Source organism: Erwinia sp. AK-PDG3-5 (genome assembly GCF_056821705.1).
The window spans coordinates 4,286,213-4,312,153 of the sequence record NZ_CM165967.1 but is presented as its reverse complement, the minus strand read 5'-3'; the positions used below and the strand labels follow the sequence as shown (position 1 = coordinate 4,312,153).

Annotated in this window: 20 protein-coding genes; all 20 read left to right on the top strand. The window is 52.3% G+C overall.

The genetic code is table 11. The annotated features are described in order from the left end of the window. The 20 genes from AC1UKS_RS20165 to AC1UKS_RS20070 all read left to right on the top strand — a co-directional run bounded on the left by AC1UKS_RS20165 (nt 1) and on the right by AC1UKS_RS20070 (nt 25,935). A complete protein-coding gene (locus AC1UKS_RS20165; protein ID WP_482435005.1) occupies nt 1-1,725 on the top strand; it encodes an OmpA family protein in 1,725 nt (574 codons plus the stop codon). 4 nt (nt 1,726-1,729) lie between these two features. Then, nucleotides 1,730-2,221, top strand: a complete 492-nt coding sequence (gene hcp / locus AC1UKS_RS20160) for a type VI secretion system effector Hcp (protein ID WP_482435004.1) — start codon at nt 1,730-1,732, stop codon at nt 2,219-2,221. A gap of 330 nt (nt 2,222-2,551) precedes the next feature. Beyond that, nucleotides 2,552-5,191, top strand: a complete 2,640-nt coding sequence (gene tssH, locus AC1UKS_RS20155) for a type VI secretion system ATPase TssH (protein WP_482435002.1) — start codon at nt 2,552-2,554, stop codon at nt 5,189-5,191. Beyond that, entirely contained in the window at nt 5,184-5,738 is a 555-nt protein-coding gene (locus tag AC1UKS_RS20150; protein ID WP_482435001.1) for a type IV secretion protein Rhs, read from the top strand. The genes tssH and AC1UKS_RS20150 overlap by 8 nt, the downstream gene beginning before the upstream one ends. Beyond that, entirely contained in the window at nt 5,732-6,199 is a 468-nt protein-coding gene (locus AC1UKS_RS20145) for a putative T6SS immunity periplasmic lipoprotein (RefSeq protein WP_482434999.1), read from the top strand. Before AC1UKS_RS20150 ends, AC1UKS_RS20145 begins: the two co-directional genes overlap by 7 nt. Nucleotides 6,200-6,573: 374 nt before the next feature. Then, the gene (locus tag AC1UKS_RS20140; protein ID WP_482434998.1) at nt 6,574-9,441 is read left to right on the top strand and encodes a type VI secretion system Vgr family protein; all 2,868 of its coding nucleotides are present in this window, start codon (nt 6,574-6,576) and stop codon (nt 9,439-9,441) included. 462 nt (nt 9,442-9,903) lie between these two features. Continuing rightward, entirely contained in the window at nt 9,904-11,847 is a 1,944-nt protein-coding gene (locus tag AC1UKS_RS20135; protein WP_482434997.1) for a lipase family protein, read from the top strand. Between the two features lie 190 nt (nt 11,848-12,037). Next, a complete protein-coding gene (locus tag AC1UKS_RS20130) occupies nt 12,038-12,607 on the top strand; it encodes a hypothetical protein (RefSeq protein ID WP_482434996.1) in 570 nt (189 codons plus the stop codon). A 3-nt stretch (nt 12,608-12,610) separates the two neighbouring features. Continuing rightward, entirely contained in the window at nt 12,611-13,228 is a 618-nt protein-coding gene (locus tag AC1UKS_RS20125) for a hypothetical protein (protein ID WP_482434995.1), read from the top strand. 167 nt (nt 13,229-13,395) lie between these two features. After that, nucleotides 13,396-13,662, top strand: coding sequence for a PAAR domain-containing protein (locus AC1UKS_RS20120; RefSeq protein WP_482434993.1), 267 nt, complete (start codon nt 13,396-13,398; stop codon nt 13,660-13,662). Between the two features lie 3 nt (nt 13,663-13,665). Next, nucleotides 13,666-14,826, top strand: a complete 1,161-nt coding sequence (locus tag AC1UKS_RS20115) for a hypothetical protein (RefSeq protein WP_482434991.1) — start codon at nt 13,666-13,668, stop codon at nt 14,824-14,826. After that, nucleotides 14,813-18,226 (top strand): ImcF-related family protein, encoded by a 3,414-nt coding sequence (locus AC1UKS_RS20110; RefSeq protein WP_482434990.1) that lies wholly within the window; start codon nt 14,813-14,815, stop codon nt 18,224-18,226. Before AC1UKS_RS20115 ends, AC1UKS_RS20110 begins: the two co-directional genes overlap by 14 nt. Beyond that, the gene (gene tssA / locus AC1UKS_RS20105) at nt 18,226-19,821 is read left to right on the top strand and encodes a type VI secretion system protein TssA (protein ID WP_482434989.1); all 1,596 of its coding nucleotides are present in this window, start codon (nt 18,226-18,228) and stop codon (nt 19,819-19,821) included. The genes AC1UKS_RS20110 and tssA overlap by 1 nt, the downstream gene beginning before the upstream one ends. A 6-nt stretch (nt 19,822-19,827) precedes the next feature. Further along, nucleotides 19,828-20,334 (top strand): DUF805 domain-containing protein, encoded by a 507-nt coding sequence (locus AC1UKS_RS20100; RefSeq protein WP_482434988.1) that lies wholly within the window; start codon nt 19,828-19,830, stop codon nt 20,332-20,334. Nucleotides 20,335-20,355: 21 nt separating this feature from the next. Next, on the top strand, nt 20,356-22,119 hold the full coding sequence (gene tssF, locus AC1UKS_RS20095; protein ID WP_482434987.1) for a type VI secretion system baseplate subunit TssF: 1,764 nt from the start codon (nt 20,356-20,358) through the stop codon (nt 22,117-22,119). Beyond that, nucleotides 22,074-23,177 carry a type VI secretion system baseplate subunit TssG gene (gene tssG, locus AC1UKS_RS20090; protein WP_482434986.1) on the top strand — a complete coding sequence of 368 codons (1,104 nt, stop codon included), beginning with the start codon at nt 22,074-22,076 and terminating at the stop codon, nt 23,175-23,177. The genes tssF and tssG overlap by 46 nt, the downstream gene beginning before the upstream one ends. Further along, nucleotides 23,158-23,694, top strand: a complete 537-nt coding sequence (gene tssJ / locus AC1UKS_RS20085; RefSeq protein WP_482434985.1) for a type VI secretion system lipoprotein TssJ — start codon at nt 23,158-23,160, stop codon at nt 23,692-23,694. The genes tssG and tssJ overlap by 20 nt, the downstream gene beginning before the upstream one ends. Further along, the gene (tssE, locus tag AC1UKS_RS20080) at nt 23,687-24,139 is read left to right on the top strand and encodes a type VI secretion system baseplate subunit TssE (protein ID WP_482434984.1); all 453 of its coding nucleotides are present in this window, start codon (nt 23,687-23,689) and stop codon (nt 24,137-24,139) included. Before tssJ ends, tssE begins: the two co-directional genes overlap by 8 nt. 271 nt (nt 24,140-24,410) lie before the next feature. Next, entirely contained in the window at nt 24,411-25,013 is a 603-nt protein-coding gene (locus AC1UKS_RS20075) for a CDP-alcohol phosphatidyltransferase family protein (RefSeq protein ID WP_482434983.1), read from the top strand. Further along, nucleotides 25,006-25,935: a phosphatidate cytidylyltransferase gene (locus AC1UKS_RS20070; RefSeq protein ID WP_482434982.1), complete on the top strand. Its 930-nt coding sequence runs from the start codon at nt 25,006-25,008 to the stop codon at nt 25,933-25,935. Before AC1UKS_RS20075 ends, AC1UKS_RS20070 begins: the two co-directional genes overlap by 8 nt. Nucleotides 25,936-25,941 lie beyond the last annotated feature (6 nt).

Genomic DNA, 25,941 nt, shown 5'->3' with positions numbered 1-25,941 from the left:
ATGCGTGACGCATACCGAAGTCTGTTAACTGCCCTGGGTGTCGTACTGGCGCTATGGCTCATCCTGGGATTCTGGCCACTGTCCACGGGCAGCCGTGTAGCACTCAGCCTGCTGGTTATTCTTGTGGCCGGGGTGATGTTCTGGCGTCAGTGTCGGATTTATCAGGCGCGGGCGACCGCTGTCAGGGAGATTGTGGATGAAAACCTGCCGCCGGAGGATTTTCAGGGGGCTGTGATCCTGGTCTGTGGTGACAACGCCCCACTGTTTGTGTCCGGATCCCGTCACCGTGAAACCCGGCAAGGCTGGTATTTGTGGGTGAAGGATGCGGAACAGCTGACACTCTTTGCGGAGCACTTGAGCCTTGCGCGCCCAGCTTTGGTGTCGCAAATCTCCGTCATGTTGGCGGTGATACCTGAGAAGCATACATCACGTGTGGATTTTACCCAGTCTCTGCGAGGCTGGCAGCGTGCTCTGGTACTGTGCCGTCGAGCAATCGGTACGATCCCCCCGCTGTGGACCGTGACCTGGGTATCGCCACCTGCGGTCTGCGCGGATGCAGAGCCGGTCTGGTTTACCACGATAAGTCCACGAACCGGTATTCAGGTCTATCAGCCCGGTCCTGGCAATGTGTCAATGACGGATTGGAGCCGGGATACCGAGTCAGACGGGCGCTTTTCCCGTCTGAATCAGGGCTTGTGGCTGGACAGTCTGCTTGGTTGGCAGAATAGCGCTGTGAATGAGTTGCTGTTGGAACGGCAGGGCGAGTTGCCGGTGATGAAGCCCTGCGTTCAGGGCATGTGCATGGTGCCGGTGAGCGGTATCGCGGACAATCTCTGGCAACAGCACATCACCTCCGTGACGGCGCTGCCACCGGATGCAGCCGTCACCACTGCGCCACTGCCGCTGCCTGAACTGCTGCTGTCGGCGTTACCCCGCAAACGGGGCGTCAGCCGCAGAATGGTGTTCTGGCGCTCCGTCGGACTACTGGGCGGGATTTTCCTCGCGCTGGCCATGCTGGCATCCTGGATGAATAACCAGCGCCTCATCCGCAATATTGGTGATCATCTTGCACTGTATCACCAACTGACAGGTAAGCCTGTTGCACCGAAACTGCGGGCTCAGCAGCATCTGCGGGCCGATGGCGCATTGCTGGACGACTGGCAGCGTCGCGGGGAGCCACTGCGTTATCGTCTGGGGCTTTATCAGGGACTGCGCCTGATTCCGCCCGTTGAGGCTGCCGTCAGTGACTGGGCACCTCCACCACCGCCTCAACCTGGCATTAAGAAAATCATTCAGGGTCCGAAAACCCTTCGCCTCAACAGCATGTCGCTGTTCGATTCGGGTAAATCGGTGCTGAAAGCCGGATCCACCAAAATGCTGGTGAACTCGCTGGTCGGCGTTAAAGCGAAACCGGGCTGGCTGATTGTTGTGTCCGGCCATACCGATACCACCGGCAACCCGAGGCTCAATCAGATGCTGTCCCTGAAACGTGCTGAAGCGGTACGCGACTGGATGCGTGACACCGGCGACGTACCTGAAAGCTGTTTTGCGGTGCAGGGCTATGGCGAAAGCCGCCCAATCGCAACCAATGACACTCCGGATGGCCGTGCGCTTAACCGTCGTGTCGAAATCAGTCTGGTACCGCAGGCAAACGCCTGCCATATACCGGGCAATCCCCAAGCGTCATCTCAGGATGATGACGCATCACAACATAATGGAGAGTAATTCCATGGCAATTCCTGTTTATCTTTGGCTGAAAGACGACGGCGGCGCGGACATTAAAGGGTCTGTGGACGTTCAGGATCGCGAAGGTAGCATCGAAGTGGTGGCGCAGGAGCATAACCTGTACATCCCGACCGATAACAACACTGGCAAGCTGACCGGTACCCGTATCCACACCCCGTTCCTGTTCACTAAGGAAATCGATTCGTCCAGCCCATACCTTTACAAGGCTGTGACCACCGGTCAGACCCTGAAATCTGCGGAATTCAAGTGGTACAAAATCAACGACGCAGGTCAGGAAGTTGAGTACTTCAACACCAAACTGGAGAACGTCAAGCTGGTGAAAGTCGCGCCGAAAATGCATGACATCAAAGACCCGTCCTACGAGAAACATAACCACCTCGAAACCATCGAGCTGCGGTACGAAAAAATCACCTGGACCTACAAAGACGGCAACATCATTCATTTCGATTCGTGGAACGAACGCGCCACCGCCTGATTACGCGTCATATTTCGCGCCACAGGTGCGTTGGCTGCATTCATTCGCCCCGGTCACATAGTTATCTATGCTCCCGGGGACTCATGGCCTTGCCGCCTTCCTGTGACGCGAACTATTTAGCGTAATCGCTTAGTGCGTCATATATCGCGTAATCCTCGTTCTTAAGCGGAGGGGGTGACCTTTCCGCTGTTCTTTGCTGAACCTCTGCCCGCGCGGGCGTTGAGCAAAGAAAACCAAAAACTGCCAGCCCGACCGAATGCGCTTTGGTCCCCCTCACGGGAAACAGCGATGGGCGGTAGCGTGTCCAGGAACTGACAAAGAGAGAAATCCATGGAAAATCCAGCCATCCTGCTGCGACGTCTGAACCCTTACTGTGCCCGTGCGATGGAAGGCGCGGCTTCACTCTGCCAGACCCGCGCTCACCCGGAAATCGTGCCAGAGCACTGGCTGCTTAAGCTGCTCGAGCAGGGGGAAGGTGACCTGACGGTGCTGGCGCGCCGATACGAGTGGGATATGGATGCGCTGTGGCAGGATTTGCTCAGCTGGCTGGATAATCAACCGCGTTCAGTACGCAGCCGTCCGCAGTTATCTGCCGATATCCAGAAACTGATGCAGGAAGCCTGGATGCTGGCTTCGCTGGCAGGAGAAGAGCACATTCGCAGTGTTCACCTGTTGATGGCGCTGACGGAAAACCAGCGACTTGTCCACTGTGATGGTCTGTGGCCACTGCTGACGCTCGGGATGAGCCAGCTGGAACGGCTTCGCCCAGTGCTGGACGCGCAGTCAGATGAACGCCCGGAGCTGCAACACGAAGCGAAGCTGGCACAAAGCCATGGTGGTGAAGTGGAGTTTGTTGGCCGCCCGGTCGGTGCAGAGCTTAAAGAGGGCGAACTGAACCCGGCACTACAGAACGCCCTTGATAAATTCACCCTTGATGTCACCGCGAAGGCGAAGGAGGGCAAAATCGATCCGGTGTTTGGTCGTGATACTGAAATCCGTCAGATGGTCGACATTCTCTCGCGTCGTCGCAAAAACAACCCGATCCTGGTCGGTGAACCGGGTGTCGGTAAAACGGCACTGGTCGAAGGCCTGGCGCTGCGCATAGCCGAAGGCAACGTACCTGAGTCGCTTAAAATGGTCGTCCTGCGCACCCTCGACCTTGGCCTGTTGCAGGCGGGCGCAGGCGTAAAAGGCGAGTTCGAACAGCGTCTGAAAAACGTCATCGATGCCGTACAGCAGTCGCCGGTGCCAGTTCTGCTGTTTATCGACGAAGCCCACACCATTATCGGTGCCGGTAACCAGGCGGGTGGGGCGGATGCGGCCAACCTGCTGAAACCGGCACTTGCCAGAGGTGAACTGCGCACCATTGCTGCGACCACCTGGTCCGAATACAAGCAGTATTTCGAGCGCGATGCTGCGCTGGAACGTCGCTTCCAGATGGTGAAGGTCGACGAGCCTGACGACGATACCGCCTGCCTGATGCTGCGCGGCCTGAAATCCCGTTATGCCGAACACCATAACGTACACATCACCGATGAAGCGGTCCGTGCCGCGGTCACGCTGTCCCGTCGCTACCTGACCGGTCGTCAGTTGCCGGACAAAGCCGTTGACCTGCTGGATACCGCCGCTGCGCGTGTACGAATGAGCCTCGATACGGTGCCTGAACAAATTGTGCGCCTGAAAGCACAGCTGACCGCCCTGGCTCTGGAAGAGCAGGCGCTACTGGACGATATCGCCGCCGGCCGTAACCGTCATGGTGACCGCCTGAGTGCCATTGAGCAGCAGCGGGCTGAACTGGATGTGCGTATTCGGGAGCAGGAAGCGCGTTTCAGCCACGAAAAGGCGCTGGCAGAGCAGCTGATGGCCAGCCGTCAGGGCATCAGCCAGCAGGCTGAAATTTCCGACCTGCAACAGCAGCTTGAGCAGGCGCAGCAGGGTGATGTGCTGGTTCAGGTGGATGTCGATACTCGTACGGTCGCCAACGTGATTGCCGACTGGACCGGCGTGCCGCTGTCTTCCCTGCTGAAAGACGAGCAGACCGAACTGCTGACGCTGGAAAATGAAATCGGCAGCCGTGTCGTCGGTCAGGATGTTTCCCTTGAGGCTATCGCCCAGCGTTTGCGCGCAGCCAAAACGGGCCTGACGTCCGAAAACGGCCCGCAGGGGGTGTTCCTGTTGGTCGGCCCGAGTGGTGTCGGCAAGACTGAAACCGCTTTGGCGCTGGCGGATGTGCTGTTCGGCGGTGAAAAATCGCTGATTACCATTAACCTGTCGGAGTACCAGGAGCCGCACACCGTGTCGCAACTGAAAGGCTCACCGCCGGGCTACGTCGGTTATGGCCAGGGCGGCATCCTCACCGAAGCGGTGCGCAAGCGTCCGTACAGTGTGGTGCTACTCGATGAGGTGGAAAAGGCACACCGTGACGTGATGAACCTGTTCTACCAGGTCTTCGACCGCGGCTTTATGCGCGACGGCGAAGGGCGTGAAATCGACTTCCGCAACACCGTTATCCTGATGACCTCCAACCTCGGCAGCGACCACCTGATGCAGTTGCTCGATGAGCAGCCGGAAGCCACTGAAGGCGACCTGCAGGAATTGGTGCGCCCGATTTTACGTGACCACTTCCAGCCGGCGCTGCTGGCCCGCTTCCAGACCGTGATTTACCGCCCGCTGGCGGAAGCCGCTATGCGTACCATCGTTGAGATGAAACTCGCACAGGTCAGTAAACGCCTGAAACGACACTACAGCCTGACCACTCAAATCGATGAAAGCCTTTACGATGCGCTCACGTCGGCCTGTCTGCTGCCGGAAACCGGCGCACGCAATGTTGACAGCCTGCTCAATCAACAGATTCTGCCGGTGCTTAGCCAGCAGCTTTTAACGCATATGGCGGCGAAACAGAAGCCACACTCCCTGACGTTCGGCTGGAGTGATGAAGAAGGGATTGGGCTGGAGTTTACATATGAGTGAAGAAACGCAGGATCAATTCGGAATCAAGGAAGGTGGTGTCAGGCTGCTTAAGACCGGGGAGATACAGCTGGCACATTCCGTTTTTTTATCCACCATTAACTATTCGAAAATATGGATCCACAGGGAAAGTTACCTCCCTTTCAATTTACAGGATAAGAATACGGCGATGAGCCCGAATGGGGAGATCTACTTTCGCGATCAATATTGCGATGACTTCTCCCAGACGACAGACGATCTTCAACATATGTTTATCCATGAAATGGGGCACGTATGGCAACGTGCAAAGGGGATGAATGTCATCTTCAGAGGACTGTCAAGCTGGATGGTGAGTTATCATTATACACTTGATGGTCGTCTCTTAAGTGAATATTCGATGGAGCAACAGGCCCAGATTATTGCAGATAATTTTACGTTGCAAACGCAGGGATATAAGATATGGCATCGATTATGGGGCGGTAAATATCCAACTATTACTCTGGATGGTGATACTACTGAATCAGTAATACGTGAACAATACAAAATTGCATTACGGGGGTTCCCATGGTGAAAGTTTTTGGTTTTGTTATGTTTTGGCCTGTTGTTTTATCTGGTCTGAGTCTGGTGATTTTAACCGGATGCCCTGGTCCGGGAGATAGGTTTATCCCCCATGAAACCACTTCTGTTAGTAAACAGGGAAAAAACGTATGTTTTAACATTACAGATGCTCAGGATTATCAACCTGCTGACATAGGAATAAATCTGCGCGGAACTCCCTCGAAGGAAAAGGGCTTTAATTTTTCCCCTGAGCTTACGATCGCTGATGGAAAATTATGTATCCCTCCTTCTTTTTATCACTTCCCTGATAATGGGAGGTTTGTTGTTGAATATATATTAGTTTCAAAGAAACATGAGGATGAACCACGCAAGTTCGTTGTTGGCGTGGGAATAAATAATGAGAAAATTTACAATTTTCCGTTGACTGACCGTGAAATTGCAAGGCCATATGGTTCAATTCAGGTGTTAGAATAGTAAGTGTAATAAGTGTCTGTATTTAAATATTTCCTGGTAAATATATAATTCACTCTTCAGCTTGCTGGTGTAGGGGTAGATAACTGAGTGAAATTTTTTATCTTCTTTCTGTAAGTTATCGCTGGGATTCTATTTCTTCCTGATGTTTCTATTTACACGTTTGTTAAGAGTTTTATTCTTATCAGCAGTAATGGGGAATATGCGATGGACAACTTTGAAATGACCATATTGCTGGTCAAAGCCCTTATGTGTGCTGCCGGGGCTGAAGTCACAATCATTCTTTTTCGTACTCGCTGAGTACCCCTGATTAAACCTGTTACCTGCCCTTCGGCAGGAAAGTCATGGACAGCAGGTTATCCCATGGAGTCAATATCATGAGTCTGACAGATACGCTTAAGAACACCCTGTCTGCGCTAACCGATAGCGGGCTGAACCGCTACCGCCTGGATATTCCGTCCTGTACCGCATCGCTGGATGTGGAAACGTTCAGTGGTAAAGAGTTCATGAGTGAGCTTTATCACTACACGGTTCTCTTTACCAGCGGTGACCAGAATATCAGTTCAGCGCAACTGTTGACCAGGCCTGCCACGCTGACCATGGGAGCAGGGCCACTGATGGAGTTGACCGGGCAGAAAGTGGTGCATGGCGTGGTGACGCATTTTAAGCGCATCAGCGGTTCACGTGACCAGGCGACGTACCAGATTATTATTGAGCCGTTCCTGTCCCTACTCCGTAAGCAATTCCGTACCCACCGCTTTTTCGTCAATAAGTCGGTACCGGAAGTTGTCAGCGACGTATTGCAGGAGCATGGCCTGAAAGGCTGGGAGTATGAGTTCAAACTCATCGCTGAGTATCCCAAGCGTGAACAGATTAACCAGTACAGGGAAGATGACCTCGCCTTTATCGAGCGGCTGCTTGCCGAAGTGGGGATTTTCTATTTCTTCACCCTGCAGCCCGACACCCGGACCGAGGTGGTGCACTTTGCGGACAAGCAGAGCGCATGGGCGTTCGGTAAATCGCTGCCGCTCAGCAGCGCGTCAGGGATGAATGATAATGGCGCGGACTCGGTGTGGGGCGTTAACGTCCGGCATAACGTGGTTGAACGTTCGGTCACCGCCAGTGATTACAATCACCGTGAAGCCCAGAATATCCTCACCTCTGTACCGGCGGACATGACCCGTGGCGACGGGGAGGGTATGACCTACGGTGAGGTCTGGCACTACCTTCCGCGTCACCTTGAGCGTGGCGACAAAATCACACCCTCAGCGGAAACCGGCAACTTCTGGGCCCGCCTTGAGCACGAGCGTTTTCTGTCCGGGCAGACGACCGTCAGCGGCAGCAGTAATGATGCCCTGCTTTCGCCAGCCCAGGTGCTGACTATCAGTGAACGTGTGGTACCACCGACGCTACCCTCAGAAACGGACAACGGCATCATCATTACCCGCACGGGCTATATTGCCAGCCGTAAGAATGCCCTGAAGGTGATGTGGGAGGGGATGCCGTATTACGAAAACCGCTGCTGGCGTCCTGCCGCTAAAAAGCGCCCGGTGGTCAGCGGCACCCTGATGGCGCGCGTGACCAGCGCCAAGGACAATGACATTTACGCCTGGCAGGATGCATCGGGCCTGTACCGGGTGAAGTTTGATGCCGACCGCGACGATAAACGCCAGGGCATGGAAAGCATGCCGGTGCGCTTTGCCAGGCCTTACGGTGGCGACAAGTACGGCTTCCACTTTCCGCTGATACAGGGCACTGAAGTCGCGATTGCGTTCCACGAAGGCGATCCGGACCGTCCGTATATCGCGCATGCCCTTCACGACTCCCGCCACGTTGACCACGTTACTGAAGCCAACAGCACGCGTAACGTTATCCGCACCGCCGGGCTGAATAAACTGCGGATGGAGGACAAGCGCGGCGAAGAGCACGTTAAGCTCAGTACGGAGTATGGCGGCAAGACTCAGCTCAATTTAGGTCACAACGTCAATGCTTCCCGGATTCTTCGTGGCGAGGGGGCGGAACTGCGCACTAACGACTGGGTCAGCGTTCGTGGTGGTAAGGGAGTAATGCTTACTGCAGATGCTCAGCCTGACGTCGGCAGTAAAATGCTTGAAATGGACAGGGCTGTAGAACAACTGGAGCAGGCACTCACGCTGGCAAGAAGCCTCCAGGCAGCTGCGAAAGGGGCACAGGCAACGGTATGTGATATCGACAGCCAAAAGACGCTTAACAGCTCACTGAAATATCTGAAAATGCCAGGAATGCTGGCCAGTGCACCTGCCGGTATAGGTATTCTGAGTCCTGAGGCTGTCCGGCTTGCTTCAGGCGGGGCAAGTATTGGCATCATGTCAGGTAAAAACACCGATATCAGCACCGGGCAATCGTTCACTGTGGCGGCAAGCGAGGCTGTAAGTTTGTTTGCACAGGCTACAGGAATGAAAATGTATGCCGGGGCAGGGAAGGTCGATATTCAGGCACAAGCTGATGCTATGAATGTCTCAGCATTACAGGACATCACTGTCGCCAGCGGTCAGGGGAGCGTGAAGGTAAATGCCAGCAAGGAACTGATTTTAAGTTGCGGTGGTGCTTATATAAAGCTTAGCGGCGGGAATATTGAATTGGGATGTCCGGGAAATATTTTGCTGAAAGCGGCCAATGTTAATCAAACGGGACCTGCAACACTTAATACTCCACCTCTTACTTTCCCTAAAGGATATGGCGGAACTTTTACCGTTACCGATCCCGAATCAGGGGATGTCAAACCATTCACCAGTTATAAAGTAACGTCTCCTGATGGTGAGATATTTGAAGGAATATCTGACTCGTCAGGGAAGACCGCACCGCTTTACACATCGATGCCTGGCAACGTAAACATTGAATTTCCACGTGAGCAAAAGGATGAAGGACCTGGGCATTGGGTTACTGTTGATCATGATTATCACGGGTTGAAGAATACTGCAATTATGGCAATCAACCGCTTAACTTCTATGGGAGATGAGGGGCGTGTTTTTGGTTCTGACGGGAAGGACTATATGAATACGAAAAGAGATAAAATCCAGGAATGGCAGCCTTTGCCATCAGATGCTACAGACGAGATAGAGCAGCAATCAGCAGTTCATCGTTACGGAGATCAGAGAAAGGTAACGCAAACCTTTCGGGAAGGTGACGATGGCTGGGCTGTTACAGGTCAGTCGTGGCACTGGCAACCAACTACCGCTGATGATGTCTATGAGGGAAGTAAATGAAATTTTTCTTAAAACGGAATCGTGTATTGTATTTTTGGGCTATGTTTGACCTCTTTTACATTGTCAGGTTTGGTTGGTTGAATATCTCTCAGGGCCGAATTCCTTTAGTTGATGATATATTATATTTTAGCGATATCTATCCGCAGCAAGGAGTGTATTCGCTAATCCTTTTTTCTTTCTCGTTACTGCTTAACATATCAATTATCTTTTCTGCTGTAATGTTCTTAAAAAAGTGGAAGTATGCAAATTGGATAGTCTATGTTCAAACGCCATTCAGGTTGTTCTTCATGATTCCTTCTATATCGATATTGCCATGGGTGTTTAAATCTATGTCAATCAAGGCTGGAGTGATATTTCTTGCTGCTGTGTTCATCTCAGAGATAATAAAGATTAGAACATTTTATCTAACAAGAAAAGAGAGCCAATAAGTTTGTTATTAAACCTGGATAAGGAGGGATGTTTATGGCAGGAAATTCATTAGTGACCTCTGTTAAGCATACAGATACAAAAGCTAAGGCGGGAAAGCAAAAACCCTACTGGGTTGAATTTCAGCTGGTCGATGAGCAGGGTGATCCAGTGGCGAATATGCCATGGATAGCCGAAAGTTCTCACCCTGTTTCAGGGCCAGTCGATAACTTTACGCATTCAGGTCAAAGCGATGCAAAAGGACTTATTCGCATAGATATGCCCCATGGACTTGAGTTGAAATTGACACTTGACAGTAATCAACTGACAAAGGAAATGGAAAAGCGAGTTCTTCGTGTTGGTAGGGATCCTATAAAAGATTCGACCGTTCGTCCAGAAGCAGAGAAAAATGTCTATGTATGGCACTACGCTGTAGTGGGGGAACTATGTCATGAGCAACCTGATTTGCAATTAAGGGACGGGGAGGGATTGCCCTTATTCCATTTTCCCATGAGTAGCTCATTTCAGGGTGTTAAGGTCAGAACAAATGAACTTGAAAAACGTCATGTGATCGAAATTTGCCCGTTTAGAGCCTGGGAGTTAGTTCTCCATCATCAGAATGATTACTCTATGGCAAATGCCATCAATTTAGGATTAGCCTCAGATTTAGCTTATGATGATACAGACATCATCACGAAGTATTTTATTAATCAATGCCAGAACCTGTCGACTATACCCTCCCGAAAAATTGGGAAATCGATTATTAATGCTTTAGTTATCGATATTCCATATTCTGATCGATATGCTGCCCCTGTCGGTTTTGATTCAGCTAAAGCAGAAGAACCTGAAGGTGATACGCAGTTTTATTATGTCTACAATAAGAATAAAATAGTTATAGCGTGGCGCGGAACTGCTAGTCTGACTGATGGGATAACGGATGCCTCATTTAGGCCTGTAGAGTCCGATAGCTGCAATATCAAATCAGAATGTACTTCATTAGTTCCTGTGGGGAAGGTGCATACGGGATTTTGGGCAAGCTATACCTTAATTGAACGAATGTTTGAAGAGCAGCTTCGTGAACTAGCCAGACAAATATTGGGTAAAGATTTATTCATTTGTGGTCATAGCTTAGGAGGATCGCTGGCATTAATTCATTCTGCTAGGTTAAAAAATAGGAACCCACTTCTTTACACATACGGTATGCCAAGAACGTTCACTAAAAATGCTGTAGATGCATTATCAAGCATTACCCACTATCGGCATGTAAACGATCAAGACCCTGTACCATCAGTTCCACCTGAAGCTGACTTGGATAATCGTTTATATAAGTTATGGGGGCCTTTGGGAACAACACTTGGTTTTTTATGGTCTGTCGTTGAACTTACGGCCTGGCAAGTCGTAGAGTGGGGAGATTGTTTTTGGCACCATGGGAATACGGTCGTATTTTTAACCTCTATGCAAAGTAGAAAATGGCAACAGTGTAGTATTGAGCTTCCATACCCAAGAAATTGCATGACCATTCAGGCAAGACTTCCTGAAAAAGTTAAGCTCTATCTTGTCCCTTCGCTGGCACTTCAGGAGGCTAAGCAATCCGGGCAAGATCAAAAGGATTTTAAAGCTTCACTTACTAAGGAAGATCTTCAAGAATTTTTCCCCAAAGGCATGAATCCAAATCGAGGGATGCCTGCGAATGTTGGAAATCATCTTATGACATCCTATATGCCCTATATAAATAATAAATTGTTAGGATTAGCTTATGAAAAAGGGTTAAGCGATGGAAAGAGCTTCACTGAGCATGCCGATAAAGTAGCATCCTTCAATTTACAAATGGATCACTATTCAAGTGAAATCCCTAAGAATGAATTTGACAGGAATAAAAAGTTTCTTTCGATCGAGGATTTGCTAAAAAATTCGCTTAGCTCAACCATCTCTGCCGCATCCGGTTGCGATGCTCTTAAAAGATTTGGCCATTATGGTGAAGAGGATATAGAAAATGTATAAGAGATTAAATTCATTCGTCTTGCTCCATTTTGTTTTATTGCTAAATGGATGCGCTCAGGCAACCGACAGAACATTATCACCACCATCGAATACTGAATGGGTAAATGTCGAGATAAAAAACCCTTCGGCGTATACAAAACCTTTTCCCCTTGAAGTCCTGTACATATCAATGACGTGTAAGCGAAAGCTGATGAGTATGCGAGACGGCCAGCACTATGAGAAAGTGGGATATAACCCCATAAAGATCCCACTTCAGAAACAAGATGACTCTAATACATGGCTTGCAAAAATAGCGAAGGATGGTGGTGGTAAGTGTAACTGGAAACTGAGTGAATTTAATCTGGGCATTGAATATATTGATGCAACTCACCTTGGTAAGGGGTTGGCGCTGGGGACGGCTGTTGGTGCTACAATTGCATTTGATGATAACGCAATAAAAAGTGGTCGGTTTGATGTGTTTAAAGGTTCTGAACTCGTTTTATCTCCTGTGTACTACCCTTTGATAGATAGTAATAAAGATATTGACGTGAATGACACTTTAAATTTATTTGGTAAAGTCAATTTTGTGAAAAAAAGGATAGTCCCTACTGCCAAAAACGTCTCGATTAAATTCGAGCCAACAGTTGATGAGTCTAAAGTGGTTAGGATGATTGCTCCAACAGAACAAAAAGTTGGAGTGTACTATAAAATTATCTACCCTGATGGCTCGGTTGTATCTGATGGAACAACTCACCCTGATGTAAACAGGTTGAAGGATTAATTTATGTGTAAGGGGCTAAATAAATTATTCCTCTGCACGCTAATGTCCTTTATTGTTAGTTGTGTCAGTGCAGATGATCGTACACTGTCACCCATACTAAATACTGCCTGGGTTAATATTGAGATAAAAAATCCTTCTACGTATACAAAGCCTTTTCCTCTTGAAGTGTTGTATGTATCTACGACTTGCAAGCGTGAGTTGATGAGTATGCGGGATGGTCAGCATTATGAGAAGGTGGGATATAATCCAGTTAAAATTCCACTTCAGAAACAAAGTGATTCAGATATATGGGTCGCAAAAATAACTAAAGATGGCGGTGGTAAGTGTAATTGGCAATTGAGTGAATTCAACTTGGGTATTGAATATATTGATGCAACTCACCTTGGTAAGGGATTGGTACCGGGAACTGCAGTTGGCGCAACAATTGCGTTTGATGATAATGCAACAAAAAATGGTCTATTTAAGACAGTTCATGGTGATATTAATTTGTCTCCAATATATTACCCATATATAAGGAAGAGAAAATTAAACTCTACAGAAACTACTTTGTCACTTTTAGGTGAGAAAAATTTCATCTCATTGAAGGCTGATGGGACTAATAAGATTAGTTTTTATTCCTAGGTTAGATGAATCAAAAGTTACTCGGTATATTGGAGTGGCAAAGAAGGAGCCTGGCTCATACGCGAAGATAATTTATCCGGATGGAAGCGTAGCGCCAGAAGGTACAATAATTCCTGATTTTAATAAAATCAATGCAAAGTAACTGCTAATAAATATAGGTGTTTATTATGTCCAATGGCATCGTATTGATCGGAGACAAAACCTCTCACGGCGGAAAAGTGATCTCCGCTTCTTCCAATATTACTGTCGACGGGAAAAAAGCCGCGTTAGTTGGCGATATGGTCAGCTGCCCGATAGAGGGGCATGGAACGAATCCCATCGTGGAAGGAGCACCGCACCGGACCTTTAACGGTCGTGCTGTGGTCGTCAATGGCTGCAAATGTCAGTGCGGTTGTACTGTAATTTCAAGTGCTCAGAACAGCACAGTAGGATAATCAATGGGCTGGGAAAGGACGAAAGCAACAACAATGGAGTTGCCTCCTGAGCCATCTTTTACGGGATGGCTGTTGGCAGGGGGCGGGGCCGCGGTTGTGGGTATTTTGCTTTTTATTCTACATGCATCAGGCATGGTTAAGGCACTGGCTGTATTCAATATCTGGTGGCTGGCATCCAGCCCGGTTCTTGGCTGGTTTTTTCTGTTTTGTTTGCGGGGATGGCTGTGGGGCAGAACAGTCAATGAACATCAGTTTTTGCAGAAGGAAGCGGAATACGGACAGCAACAGTGGGAAGCCTGGGCTGGACGCTATCTGGCAGTGCTTGGAAGCAGCATACTGCTACCTTCCGGAGTGACCTCTGACGCCATTGCTAAATCGGATGCTGCAGATACGCCGCAATTGTTTTCACTGACCAGCCATTTTGATGCGAATTCAGCGACGTCCACCTCCTTGCTTGAACTGGGTCTGGCCGGTGTACAAAACGCGATCGCGATGTTGCCTGCGACAGTGCCATTCAACGTCACCATTGTGAGTGACATGATTTCCTCAGAATTCGAAACCCGGTTCCGCAAATCATGGGGAAGAATTTACCCGGGTCGTGCGCTAACAGGTCCGGTTTCATTTTGTAAAAACCTTTCTTTTGCTTGGATCGAAAAGCGTCTTAAAAATACCGTTTTTGATATTGATTTGATCCTGATATTACAGAATCAGGGGGCTGAACAGTATTCCGATGCACTCGCAGCGATGGTACTTACCAGCGATGATGTAGCTGAAAAATATCAGCTTTCACACTCCGCCCGCATATTGCGACCGATGCCGCTGGACATGACAAATTTCAGGGCTGATATGGGGTTGTTACTCGAAACACAAACGATCGCCTGCCAGACGTCAAACGTGTTCTGTGATTACGGGCACTGGAATGACGGGTTTGCTGATCTAATGACTGCGTCTCAATCACATCTGACACCGTGGGTGCCGCAGGAAATTGATGTACTGGAAAAATATAACGGAATTCCAGGGGCTGGCAGTGCGTGGCTTTTAGCCACATTACTGTCCGACATCGTGTCTGTTAGCAATAAACCTGTTTTAGGTCTGTTTACCTCAGGTACTGATCGTTTTGTCAGTACTGTTACTTCAGGGAGTGGAAAAAATGATGCCGGGTAGTTCATGGAGTAGAGGAGGGCTTGCCGGCATAATAGCCTTCATCTCAGCAGTAATAGTAGCCTTGATCCTTCATTCTGGCCCCTCGCATGGCCTTGATTCCCGACTGAAGCAAGTGTTTGCATTTGCTGTCGTCTGGGTTGGATTGCTAATTTTTTTTTATTCGCCGTTAATATTCCGGTTCATGCGGGAAAAGCATTACCGCTGGCGGGAACAGAAGAACAATGCGTTGCCTTCTGATGAATTAAGAGTGGCCCGGACCGCACCTCGCAATGTCACTGTAGATACCATCCGTGACGCCATGCGTAACCTCTACGGCCGGCGCTGGGGACGTAAAACACGCATCCTGCTGGTCACTGGCACCACCGCTGAAGTGGAGCAACTGACTCCGGGCCTTACAACTCAGCTCTGGCAGGAAGACCGCGGCACACTGTTGCTGTGGGGCGGTGACCTCAATACCCCAGCAGACAGTGCCTGGCTGACCGCGCTGGGCAAACTGCGCCGCCGTCCGGTGGATGGACTGGTGTGGGTTACCTCGGCCTTTGACCAGCTCTCAGCACCTGGTCTGGAGCAGCCACTGCCGGTACTGTCTGAAAGCAACATGGACTCCCTGTCTCATGCCATCAGCGCGCGTATGGATACACTTGGCTGGCAGCTTCCGCTGTATGTCTGGTCCCTGCACCCGCGCGCCGGTAAGCCGGAAGGGCGCATTACTCAGGCGACCGGCTGTCTGTTGCCTGCCGGATGTCGTACCGAAGTGCTGGCAGAACAACTCTCTGCCCTGACGCCGGATTTGACTTCACAGGGTCTGCAGCAGACCTGCGGTGAAGTGAAACATAACTTCCTGCTGATGCTTGCTGACTTGCTTATCCGTGAGCCACAGAGCGTGACTGTGCCGCTGTCGGTGATGCTCAATCCATACCGCCCGCTACCGCTGGCCGGCGTGGTATTCAGTCAGCCTTCGGCCGGTGCTGAACGTGCCGTGCCGCACCACTGGGGCATGGATAAGCGCTGGGATATTCTGCCTGAGTCTGTCCGGACGCTTCCTGCCAGGCTGCGTCCGCGCAAGCCGGGCATTCCATGGCGTAAGGTGTTTGCGTCAATTGTTGCCCTGGCGATGGCAGGCTGGGCTCTCTGGATGGTGACTTCGTATGCCACCAACCGCAGCCAGATTGACGGCGCGAATGTCCAGGCCGCACTTGCCGCCCGACAAAATCAGCCGCTGGAACAGCGCCTGCACGCGCTGTCTGAACTCCAGAAAACGCTGGCCCGTCTGCAGTACCGTTCTGAGCATGGTGTGCCATGGTACGAACGGGCCGGGCTGAGTCAGAACAATGCCCTGCTGACGGCACTCTGGCCACGCTATCAGGACAGTGCACTGCCATTGTTGCGGGATGCGGCTGCAGACCATCTGCAGAAGCAGGTCAGTGCCTTTAACGTGCTGCCGCCGGGCAGCCCGCTGCGTGAGCAGATGGCAAAAACCACCTATGACCAGCTAAAGCTCTACCTGATGCTGGCCCGTCCGGAAAACATGGATGCGGCCTGGTTCAGTACGATGCTGTTGCACGACTGGCCAAAGCGTGATGGCGTGAAGGATGGCGTCTGGCAGGGCGTGGCTACGTCACTGCTGAAGTTCTATGGCGCGCAGCTGGTTGCACACCCTGGGTGGCAGCTTAGTGCTGATGAAAGCATGGTCAACCAGGCGCGTTCCCTGCTGGTTCGCCTGATGGGCGTACGTAACAGCGAATCCTCCCTCTATCAGAAAATGCTCTCCCAGGTGGCGCACCTGTATGCCGATATGCGCCTTGAAGACATGACCGGCGATACCGATGCGTCTCGCCTGTTCAACACCACCGAAGTCGTGCCGGGCATGTTTACGCGGCACGCCTGGGAGAAGGCGGTACAGCCTGCCATTGAGAAAGTGGTGAAGGCGCGCCGGGATGAACTCGACTGGGTGCTGACTGACAGCAAGCGTCAGGTAAATAAACAGGACGAGACCTCGCCGGAAGCGCTGAAAAAGCGCCTGACCGAGCGTTACTTTGCCGACTTTGGCGGAGCCTGGCTTGAGTTTCTGAACAGCCTGCGCTGGAACCGGGCAACCACGCTGTCCGATTCTATTGACCAGCTGACCCTGATGGCCGATGTGCGTCAGTCACCTCTGGTGGCGCTGATGAACACCCTGAATGAACAGGGGCGCACCGGGCAGACAGGCGAGGCGATTTCCGACTCACTGGTGAAATCAGCCAAAAATCTACTGGGAGGTGATAACAACGATGCGATTGACCAGAATGCCGGTGTGCATGGCCCGCTGGATACAACTTTTGGTCCGCTGCTGGCGCTGATGGACAAAAGCCGCGCGGGAGTATGGGAGCAAAGTCTGCAGTCGTTCATAACCCGTGTGACGCAGGTACGTCTGCGCCTGCAGCAGGTAACCAATGCCGCCGACCCGCAGGCTATGGCCCAGACCATCGCTCAGACGGTATTTCAGGGCAAAGCCGTGGACCTGACCGAAACCCGTGACTACGGCAGCCTGATTGCCGCCGGTCTGGGTCAGGAGTGGAGCGGTTTTGGCCGTACGGTGTTTGTGAACCCGATGGAGCAGGCCTGGCAGCAGGTTCTGACCCCGGCGGCCGACAGCCTCAATGCCCAGTGGCAGCAGGCAGTGGTGGCTGAGTGGAACAGTGCCTTTGGCGGTCGTTATCCGTTTAACAACTCCAGCAGTAATGTTTCCCTGCCGCTGCTCGCCAAATACCTGAATGCGGATTCCGGGCGTATCGCCCAGTTCCTGCAGATCCGCCTTAAAGGTGTGCTGCACAAAGAGGGCAACCACTGGGTACCGGACAGCATCAACTCACAAGGGCTGGCCTTTAACCCGGCGTTCCTCAGTGCCATCAACACCCTGAGTCATATCTCGGATGTGGCCTTCACCGAAGGTAATGCCAGCATGAACTTCGAGCTTCGACCAGGCACTGCCGACGGCGTGATGCAGACCGACCTGATTATCGACAGCCAGAAACTAACCTACGTGAACCAGTTGCCGACATGGAAGCGCTTCTCCTGGCCTGCGGATACCGAAGCGCCAGGGGCCAACCTGAGTTGGATAAGTACCCAGGCAGGCACCCGTCAGTATGCGGATATTTCAGGTGCCTGGGGCTGGATTCGCCTGCTGGATAAGGCTGCGGCCAAGTCTTACCCGGGTGTCGGCAGCAGTTACAGCCTGAGCTGGAAGGCACAGGACGGCCGCACGCTCAATTACACCCTGCGTACCGAAGTAGGTGAAGGCCCGCTGGCGCTGCTGAAGCTGCGAAATTTCCGTCTGCCCGAGACTATCTTTAGTACGACCGGTGTTGCAACGTCAGGCCCGGTCGCGAGTGCGGCCAGTGATGCAGAGGAGATCTACTGATGAGCACGCTCAACACCTTACTCCGCGCCTGTCAGACAAAGCAGGAACCACTGCTTGCCGCGACCCGTGAACGCGCGTCGCAGTGGGACAACTGGCTGCAGCCGCTGTCCGGTTCATCGCCTGTGGGCGAAGACCCGGGCTATGACGATGACTTCCAACAGGTGCGCGAGGAGGTCAATAAACTCTCCGGCGCGGATACCGAACTTATCTGTCGGCTTGCAGAGAAGCTACTGACCACCATCGCGAAAGACATTCGTGTCGCAACGTACTACTGCTGGGCCAAACTGCACCGCGAAGGCGAGCAGGGACTGGCAGAAGGACTCGAGCTCCTGGCCGGGCTGATGGAGCGCTTCGGCGCACAGCTGTATCCGCAACGTGACCGCAGCCGCAAGGCGGCGCTGGAATGGCTGGCTGGTTCTCGTATGACCGACTCTCTCTCCCTGTATCCGGAAGTGGTCAGGGAAGAAGCCGTGCGTACCGCCGGGGCGCTGCTGTTGATAGCGCAGTTAACCGAGAATGAGCCGGATGAAAGCCGCCCGGAACTTAACGCGTTATATGGTGCGCTGGAAAATCGTTTGCAGAAAGCCGGTGGTGTGGACGCGGTGGTACCGCAGAACGCCAGCACTAGCGAAGTATCTTCTTATGCCAGCCACAGCGATGCCCCGGTCATCGGGCGGATCACCTCCGGTCAGGATTTGCTGGCACAGGCCCGCACCCTCACCGAATATCTGCGCGAGCAGCCGGACGGCTGGCTGTCAGCACATCATCTGATGAAGAGCCTGCGTCACGACACCCTGCGGGCCATCCCGGCCCCGGATGCGCAGGGGCGTACACGCATCGAGTCGCCAAGAGCGGATCAACGCGCGTTACTCAAACGCCTCTACCTGCAGCAGAACTGGGCTGAAATGCTGGAAACGGCCGACGGCACATTTTCGCGTGGTGCCAATCACCTGTGGCTGGATTTGCAGTGGTACATCCACCAGGCGCTGACGAAATCTGGCAAGGAAACGCTGGCCGACATTGTCGCGGCCGATCTGAAAGGGCTGTTGTCGCGCCTGTCCGGGCTGGAGACGCTGGCGTTCAGTGACGGCACGCCGTTTGCGGACGAAGTGACGCTGAACTGGATCCAGCAGAGCGTGCTGGACACCATCGGTGGTTGGGGCAACGACACGCCATCAGCCCCGCTCACCTCTGGTAACGACGATGTTCTGGCGCTGGAGCCGGAAGCCGTGGCACTGGCTGACAGTGAAGGCCCGGATGCTGCGCTGGGCTGGTTACAAACCCGGCCGGGTATGACAACCGATCGTCAGAAGTGGCTGCTGCGTCTGCTGATGGGTCGCATTGCTGAGCAGTACGGAAAAAATGACCTGGCGGTGCATCTGTTTGCAGAGCTGGGTGATCGTGCAAGAGAAGTGACCCTCAGTGAGTGGGAGCCTGAGCTGTTGTTTGAGGTACAGGCCCGCCATCTGAAACTCTTGCGCCTGAAAGCCGGTCGCAGTGAGGCTGATAAGGCACGACTTACACCAGTGATGGATCTGCTACTGTCCGGACTTATTCACCTTGATCCGGTACGAGCCGCTATTTTATGTGGATGATGAATAATGAATAAAAATGTAGGTACAAGTTACCTGGATGGGTGGAAAAAAACATTTGTCTATAAAGGGAATACCACACGAAAAGATTTTTGGTCTTTTGTTTTAGTTAATCTGTTTATTATTTTTCTTGTTGCGCTGGGCAGTTTTATTTGGCTGATGTCAGTCGGTACTATGGCAATGGTATGGATTTTTTTTGTACTTGCCCCTCTATATATGGTTTGTCTCTTTCTTCTCATACCATTACTGTCACTGGGATGTCGGCGAATGCATGACATCGGGAAATCAGGGTGGTGGTTTGGTGGGGTTGTACTTTTCAATGTATTCGGAATGCCTGCTGTTTCAGCCCTGATTGGTTCCATTGTAAATAAATGGCTGTCAGCAGAACCTGGCAGCATTGTGTTCACTATCATTTATGTTTCGCTTAGCGCGGTTACATTCGTTATTCCCGTCTGGTTATGTTGTAAACCAACAAAAATAAAAAACCCATCCTCATCTTCTGATGTGATGAATTAATTTCCTAAGGGATTTATTTTTATGGAAGATTTGACCCTGCGTTATTACGACGCGGAAATGCGCTACCTCCGTGAAGCCGCCAAAGAATTTGCTCAGACCCATCCGGAACGGGCCGCGATGCTGGATCTGGATAAGGCCGGCACACCCGATCCCTATGTCGAGCGTTTGTTCGAAGGCTTTGCTTTTTCGATGGGACGGCTGCGGGAGAAGATTGATGACGACCTGCCGGAACTGACCGAAGGGCTGGTCAGCATGCTCTGGCCACACTACCTTCGTACCATTCCGTCACTCTCGGTGGTGGCGTTCACGCCTGCGCTTCAGGCGGTGAAGATGGCAGAAGTGATGCCCGCGGGTCTGGAAGTGTATTCCCGCCCGGTGGGGCCGAAAAACACGGTCTGCCGTTACCGTACCACCCGCGATGTGATGCTCAACCCGCTGAACATCTCAGGGGTGACCATGACCACCGAGCCAGACGGGCGTTCGCTGTTGCGGATGCGCTTTGCCTGCAGCACCCAGGCGGACTGGTCTCATGCAGACCTCAGTCACCTGAGTCTCTATCTCGGCGCGGATGCGCCCGTCAGCAGCCAGCTGCACCTGATGCTGACCAAACGGCAGGCTGCCCTTTATATGCGCCTGCCCGGGCAGACCGACCGCATTCGCCTTGACGGGTACTTCTCGCCGGGAGGATTTGCGGAGGAGGATGGGTTATGGCCGAAAGGGGATACCGCTTTCAGCGGCTACCAGCTGCTGCTGGAGTACTTCACCTTCCGCGACAAGTTTATGTTCGTCCATCTCAACGGCCTGGACGGCATTACGCCGCCTGTCAGGGCAGAGTACTTTGATATCGAAGTCGTGTTCAGTTCGTCGTGGCCGCCAGACCTGCCGGTCACCGATGATGCGGTTCGTCTGCACTGTGTACCGGTGATTAACCTGTTCACGCTGGAAGCCGATCCACTCACCATCACCGGGCTTGAAAGTGAGTATTTGCTGCGCCCTAAACGACTACAGGACGGACACACCGAGATTTATGCCGTGGATTCGGTCACCGGCTCAAACCGCACCAGTGATGCCGAATATGTGCCGTTCAGCAGCTTCAGGCACAAGGGCGGGATGATGCGCCGTCACGCACCTCCTCGCTATTACCACACCCGCGTTAAGCGTGGCGTTAGCGGACTGTATGACACCTGGCTTATCCTGGGGGGGCACCAGTGGGAAGATGACCGCCTGTTTGAACGCGAAGCCGTCTCGCTGCAAATCACCGGCACTAACGGTCAGCTACCGCGCCGGGCGCTACAGAGCACGCTGCTGGACCGCTGTGAGCAGGTGGTGCAGACACAGCTGTCGGTGAAAAACCTCTGCAAACCCACACTGCCGGTTTACCCCCCTGCGGAAGACCGTTTCCACTGGCGGGTGCTGAGCCACCTCGGCTCCGGGTTCCTGAACATGATGAGCACTGCCGAAGTGCTTCGCGGGACGCTGGCGCTCTATAACTGGCAGGAGGATGAACTGAATACCCGCCGTCTGGAGGCGATTCAACTTGTACAGCACCACCGCCTGCAGCGTTTTGAGCAGGGCTACCTGCTGCGGGGACTGGATATCGAAGTGACCCTCGACAGCAACGGCTTCACCGGTGAGGGTGATATCCATCTCTTTGGTGAAATGCTCAACCGCTTCTTTGCACTGTATGCCGACATGAACCAGTTCAACCAGCTTACCCTCATCGTACAGCCAGAAGGAAAATGCATCCGGTGGAGAGAGAATCACAGTCCACGCCTGCCCGGTTGATGGAGCAGCTACGGCAGTATCTGCCGTACATGAACTTTTATCGCTTCTGCCAGATACTGGAACGAAGCCAGCCGGAAAAACCGGTCATCGGCAGCAGCTGGCAGGTGCGCCATGAGCCGGTGCGCTTCCGGCCCCATCCGGGCATGGGCTTCCCGGCTTCCGAAATCAAAGGGGTTGAACCGTCTGAGTATTCACATTTGCCACCCACTGTGCGCATCACCTTTATGGGGCTCTACGGCGTGGAGTCCCCGCTGCCGACGCACTATATTGATGACATCACTCAGCGGCGGGAAGGATATGAAGCTACGGCGGATTTCCTCGATATCTTCAACCACCGGTTGATTGCCCAGTACTATCGCATCTGGCGCAAATACTCTTATCCGGCGAGCTTTAAAGCCGGCGGTAAGGACAACATCTCGCAGTATCTGCTGGGTTTGGCAGGCCTTGGCATTGACGGCTGCACGGACAGTATCGCCGCCCCTGTGTCACGCTTCCTCGCGCTGCTACCGGTGATGCTGCTGCCGGGACGGACCGCAGAAGGTCTGGTCTCACTGGTGCGTCTGCTGGCACCTGACACGCAGGCGAAAATCTGGCATCACGATAAACGCCGCGTACCACTTAAAAAGCCGCTAACCATGAGCGTCAGTCAACCCGTCACCCTGACCAGTCGTCCGGTGATGGGCAACTATGCCACTGATGTGAACAGCCAGGTACTGATGCGCCTGACCTCCACTAATCCGGATGAGGTGCAGGGCTGGCTGCCCGGAGGCGAGCTGCACACAGACCTGATGGCGTTGCTGCATGTCTATCTGGGATCCCGCCTGGATGCACGGTTACAGCTGTGTGTCGACCGGAGTCTGCTGCCTGATGCGACCATGAGCACCAAACCTCAGACTGGGGCCGTGCAACTGGGCCGCACTGCCGTGATGCGACCGCTGAATGCGGCTAAGACCGCATCACACCCCAAAACAATCACCATTAACCTGGGACGCTATGAGCGGGTTCAGGAAAATCTTCACCGTAGGGAGACCGAAGAACATGGCGAGTACCGTTGGTAAATTCCCCCTGGCGGCCCTTGCCGCGGGCATAACACTGATGCTCGCGGGCTGTGGGCTGACTCAAAAAGTGACAGACGGCACCGTTACCGTGACTAAATCGATTTTTTATAAGCAGATAAAGACTCTGCATCTGGATATTCATGCTCGTGAGGCCGTCAACAGCAATGCCGGCGGTGTGGCACTGTCGACGGTGGTGCGCATCTACCAGCTCAAAGACCGGAAAACATTCGACACGACGGACTATCCGTCACTGTTTAATGCTGACAGCCAGGCAATCAAAGCAGACCTCGTGGCGGAGAAAGATATTCGCCTGCAACCGGGTGGAGCGGTGATGGTGGATATGCCTATGGATGAAAATGCGCAGTATGTCGCAGTGGCTGGCATGTTTATGTCGCCGGACCAGGTTCACAATACCTGGCGGGTGGTGCTGAGCCGTGACGACCTCGATCCGGACAAGGCCCGGGTAATTGAGGCAAGTAACAATCGACTGACTCTGAAGGCACTGAAAGATGAATGAGTCATCCCGTCCTTCGTTGTATGAAGCGCTCTACGGCAACTTTACCGGCGGCCTCGACCTGCATCAGCTCAGCGAGCAGAACCAGGTTATTTTGTCTGTACTGGACAATATGCAGCGTATCCTCATAAGCCGTGCAGGTACACTGACACATCTGCCGGACTATGGTTTACCCGATATGACAAAGATTCTACAGGGCATGCCGGGTAACGCCCATGAACTGATGAGTACTCTGTCGACTGTTCTGCTCAAATATGAGCCACGTCTGAAAAAAATAGCCGTTGTCCTGTTGGAGCAGAATGTCCCGGGCGAACTGCGCTATGCCATTGATGCCGAGCTTAAGGGTATTGGCCTTGTGCGCTACGGCACCGAATTTATGCCGGAAGGCAAAGTGCTAATTCGCCATTTGAAACAGCAGGAGTATCTCGACACAGCAACCCGTATATAAGACCAGATAACACTTGTCAGTAAGAGTCAGGCGGATATTTGGATTTTTGTCTGTAAATAACGCAGCTTCAGGAGTAGATGGACGTGTGGCTGGTGGGTAACGGACTGAACGTGGAGACGGTCGGATATTCCCATTTATCGATGTGTTCAGGGGGGTATTAATAAGACATCCTGAGAGTTTTTAAAAATGGAATTAAAACACTGCAGGGAAAGTAAGGGGCTACATTGCATTTCATGTTTTAATCAATAATCTACATTAACCCAGAGATATTATGACACTTTATGATATTAAACCCAGGTTTCAGGGTCTGTTACGCCCATTGACCAGATCTATGCATTTTCAGGGAATAACGGCAAATCAGGTTACGATATTTGCGATGTTAGCATCAATTTTTATGGGATTGATATTAACTTTATTTCCAGAACCGCGTTTATTTATTTTATTGCCAGTCTTTCTCTTTATTCGCATGGCGCTGAATGCAATAGACGGCATGCTGGCGCGAGAGTTCAATCAGAAGAGCCAGCTCGGGGCCATTCTTAACGAGGTCGGAGATATCTTAGCAGATGCAGCGCTTTATCTGGCATTTGCATTTTTAACCGGGGTATCACCATGGCTGGTCGTTCTGGTGGTGTTACTGTCGTGGCTGACAGAGTTTAGCGGTGTTATTGCTCAGACGCTGACGGGCAGCAGAAATTATTGTGGCCCGATGGGCAAAAGTGACCGAGCCTTTGTTTTAGGGGCTTTAGGTTTGTTTATCGCGCTTTGGCCACGGTACATCATCGCCGCCAATATCGTGTTTGGTGTCTCGGCTGTACTGTTGGCCTTGACCTCAGTCAACCGCTGTCGCAGCGCGCTGGAGGTCACAAATGCCTGATTCTCTGCACACGTTGTATTACTGCCTCGGCGGGATCTTCAGCGTTTTAGTACTGGCGACCGTTATCATTTTTATGCTCACAAAAGGCCGCCCACAGCGCGACTGGCGAGAACTCCAGCAGCGTATCAACAGCTGGTGGGTCATCGTTGGCTTGTTTTCGCTGGCGATGCTCTCACCCAAAGGGCTGGCGCTCACCTTCTTCGGATTTCTCAGCTTTTTGTCCCTGAAGGAATATCTGACCCTGGCACCGACTCGGCGCTCAGACAATGTGCCATTACTGTGGATCTATGCCGCGATCCCGCTGCAATACATCTGGGTGGGCATGTCGTGGTACGGCATGTTCATCATCTTCATCCCGATATACGTCTTTCTGTTCCTGCCCGCCCGTATGGTGATCGTTGGTGATACGAAAGGGTTCTTACACTCTGCATCCGTCATGCACTGGGGCATGATGACCACGGTCTTTGCATTAAGCCACGTTGCGTTCCTGATGATGTTGCCAGGCGTGGATACCAAAGCGGGCGCACTGCTGGTGATATTCCTGGTGGCAACCACAGAGCTTAACGATATTGCGCAATATCTGTGGGGAAAATCGCTGGGCAAAATCAAGGTCACGCCGAAGGTCAGCCCGAATAAAACGCTGGCGGGATTGTTAGGCGGCGTACTGACTACTTCGCTGCTGGCGGCCATTATTGGCCCGCTGCTGACGCCGATGAACTGGAACCACTCGCTGGGTGCCGGTGTGATTATCGGCCTGAGCGGGTTCTGCGGCGATGTGGTGATGTCGGCCATCAAGCGTGATTTTGGTGTGAAAGACTCCGGGAAATTGCTGCCGGGGCATGGCGGCATCCTTGACCGTCTGGATTCGCTGATTTACACCGCGCCTCTGTTCTTCCACTTCTATCACTACTTCTACGTATAAGGGGGC

What these genes read in the sequence shown, in the direction of transcription:
- AC1UKS_RS20150 (WP_482435001.1), top strand. Translation starts at nt 5,184, where the DNA reads ATGAGTGAAGAAACGCAGGATCAATTCGGAATCAAGGAAGGTGGTGTC.
- AC1UKS_RS20140 (WP_482434998.1), top strand. Translation starts at nt 6,574, where the DNA reads ATGAGTCTGACAGATACGCTTAAGAACACCCTGTCTGCGCTAACCGAT.
- AC1UKS_RS20110 (WP_482434990.1), top strand. Translation starts at nt 14,813, where the DNA reads ATGATGCCGGGTAGTTCATGGAGTAGAGGAGGGCTTGCCGGCATAATA.
- AC1UKS_RS20135 (WP_482434997.1), top strand. Translation starts at nt 9,904, where the DNA reads ATGGCAGGAAATTCATTAGTGACCTCTGTTAAGCATACAGATACAAAA.
- AC1UKS_RS20120 (WP_482434993.1), top strand. Translation starts at nt 13,396, where the DNA reads ATGTCCAATGGCATCGTATTGATCGGAGACAAAACCTCTCACGGCGGA.
- AC1UKS_RS20145 (WP_482434999.1), top strand. Translation starts at nt 5,732, where the DNA reads ATGGTGAAAGTTTTTGGTTTTGTTATGTTTTGGCCTGTTGTTTTATCT.
- hcp (WP_482435004.1), top strand. Translation starts at nt 1,730, where the DNA reads ATGGCAATTCCTGTTTATCTTTGGCTGAAAGACGACGGCGGCGCGGAC.
- AC1UKS_RS20125 (WP_482434995.1), top strand. Translation starts at nt 12,611, where the DNA reads ATGTGTAAGGGGCTAAATAAATTATTCCTCTGCACGCTAATGTCCTTT.
- AC1UKS_RS20070 (WP_482434982.1), top strand. Translation starts at nt 25,006, where the DNA reads ATGCCTGATTCTCTGCACACGTTGTATTACTGCCTCGGCGGGATCTTC.
- tssH (WP_482435002.1), top strand. Translation starts at nt 2,552, where the DNA reads ATGGAAAATCCAGCCATCCTGCTGCGACGTCTGAACCCTTACTGTGCC.
- tssA (WP_482434989.1), top strand. Translation starts at nt 18,226, where the DNA reads ATGAGCACGCTCAACACCTTACTCCGCGCCTGTCAGACAAAGCAGGAA.
- AC1UKS_RS20115 (WP_482434991.1), top strand. Translation starts at nt 13,666, where the DNA reads ATGGGCTGGGAAAGGACGAAAGCAACAACAATGGAGTTGCCTCCTGAG.
- tssE (WP_482434984.1), top strand. Translation starts at nt 23,687, where the DNA reads ATGAATGAGTCATCCCGTCCTTCGTTGTATGAAGCGCTCTACGGCAAC.
- AC1UKS_RS20075 (WP_482434983.1), top strand. Translation starts at nt 24,411, where the DNA reads ATGACACTTTATGATATTAAACCCAGGTTTCAGGGTCTGTTACGCCCA.
- AC1UKS_RS20130 (WP_482434996.1), top strand. Translation starts at nt 12,038, where the DNA reads ATGAGTATGCGAGACGGCCAGCACTATGAGAAAGTGGGATATAACCCC.
- AC1UKS_RS20165 (WP_482435005.1), top strand. Translation starts at nt 1, where the DNA reads ATGCGTGACGCATACCGAAGTCTGTTAACTGCCCTGGGTGTCGTACTG.
- tssG (WP_482434986.1), top strand. Translation starts at nt 22,074, where the DNA reads ATGCATCCGGTGGAGAGAGAATCACAGTCCACGCCTGCCCGGTTGATG.
- AC1UKS_RS20100 (WP_482434988.1), top strand. Translation starts at nt 19,828, where the DNA reads ATGAATAAAAATGTAGGTACAAGTTACCTGGATGGGTGGAAAAAAACA.
- tssF (WP_482434987.1), top strand. Translation starts at nt 20,356, where the DNA reads ATGGAAGATTTGACCCTGCGTTATTACGACGCGGAAATGCGCTACCTC.
- tssJ (WP_482434985.1), top strand. Translation starts at nt 23,158, where the DNA reads ATGGCGAGTACCGTTGGTAAATTCCCCCTGGCGGCCCTTGCCGCGGGC.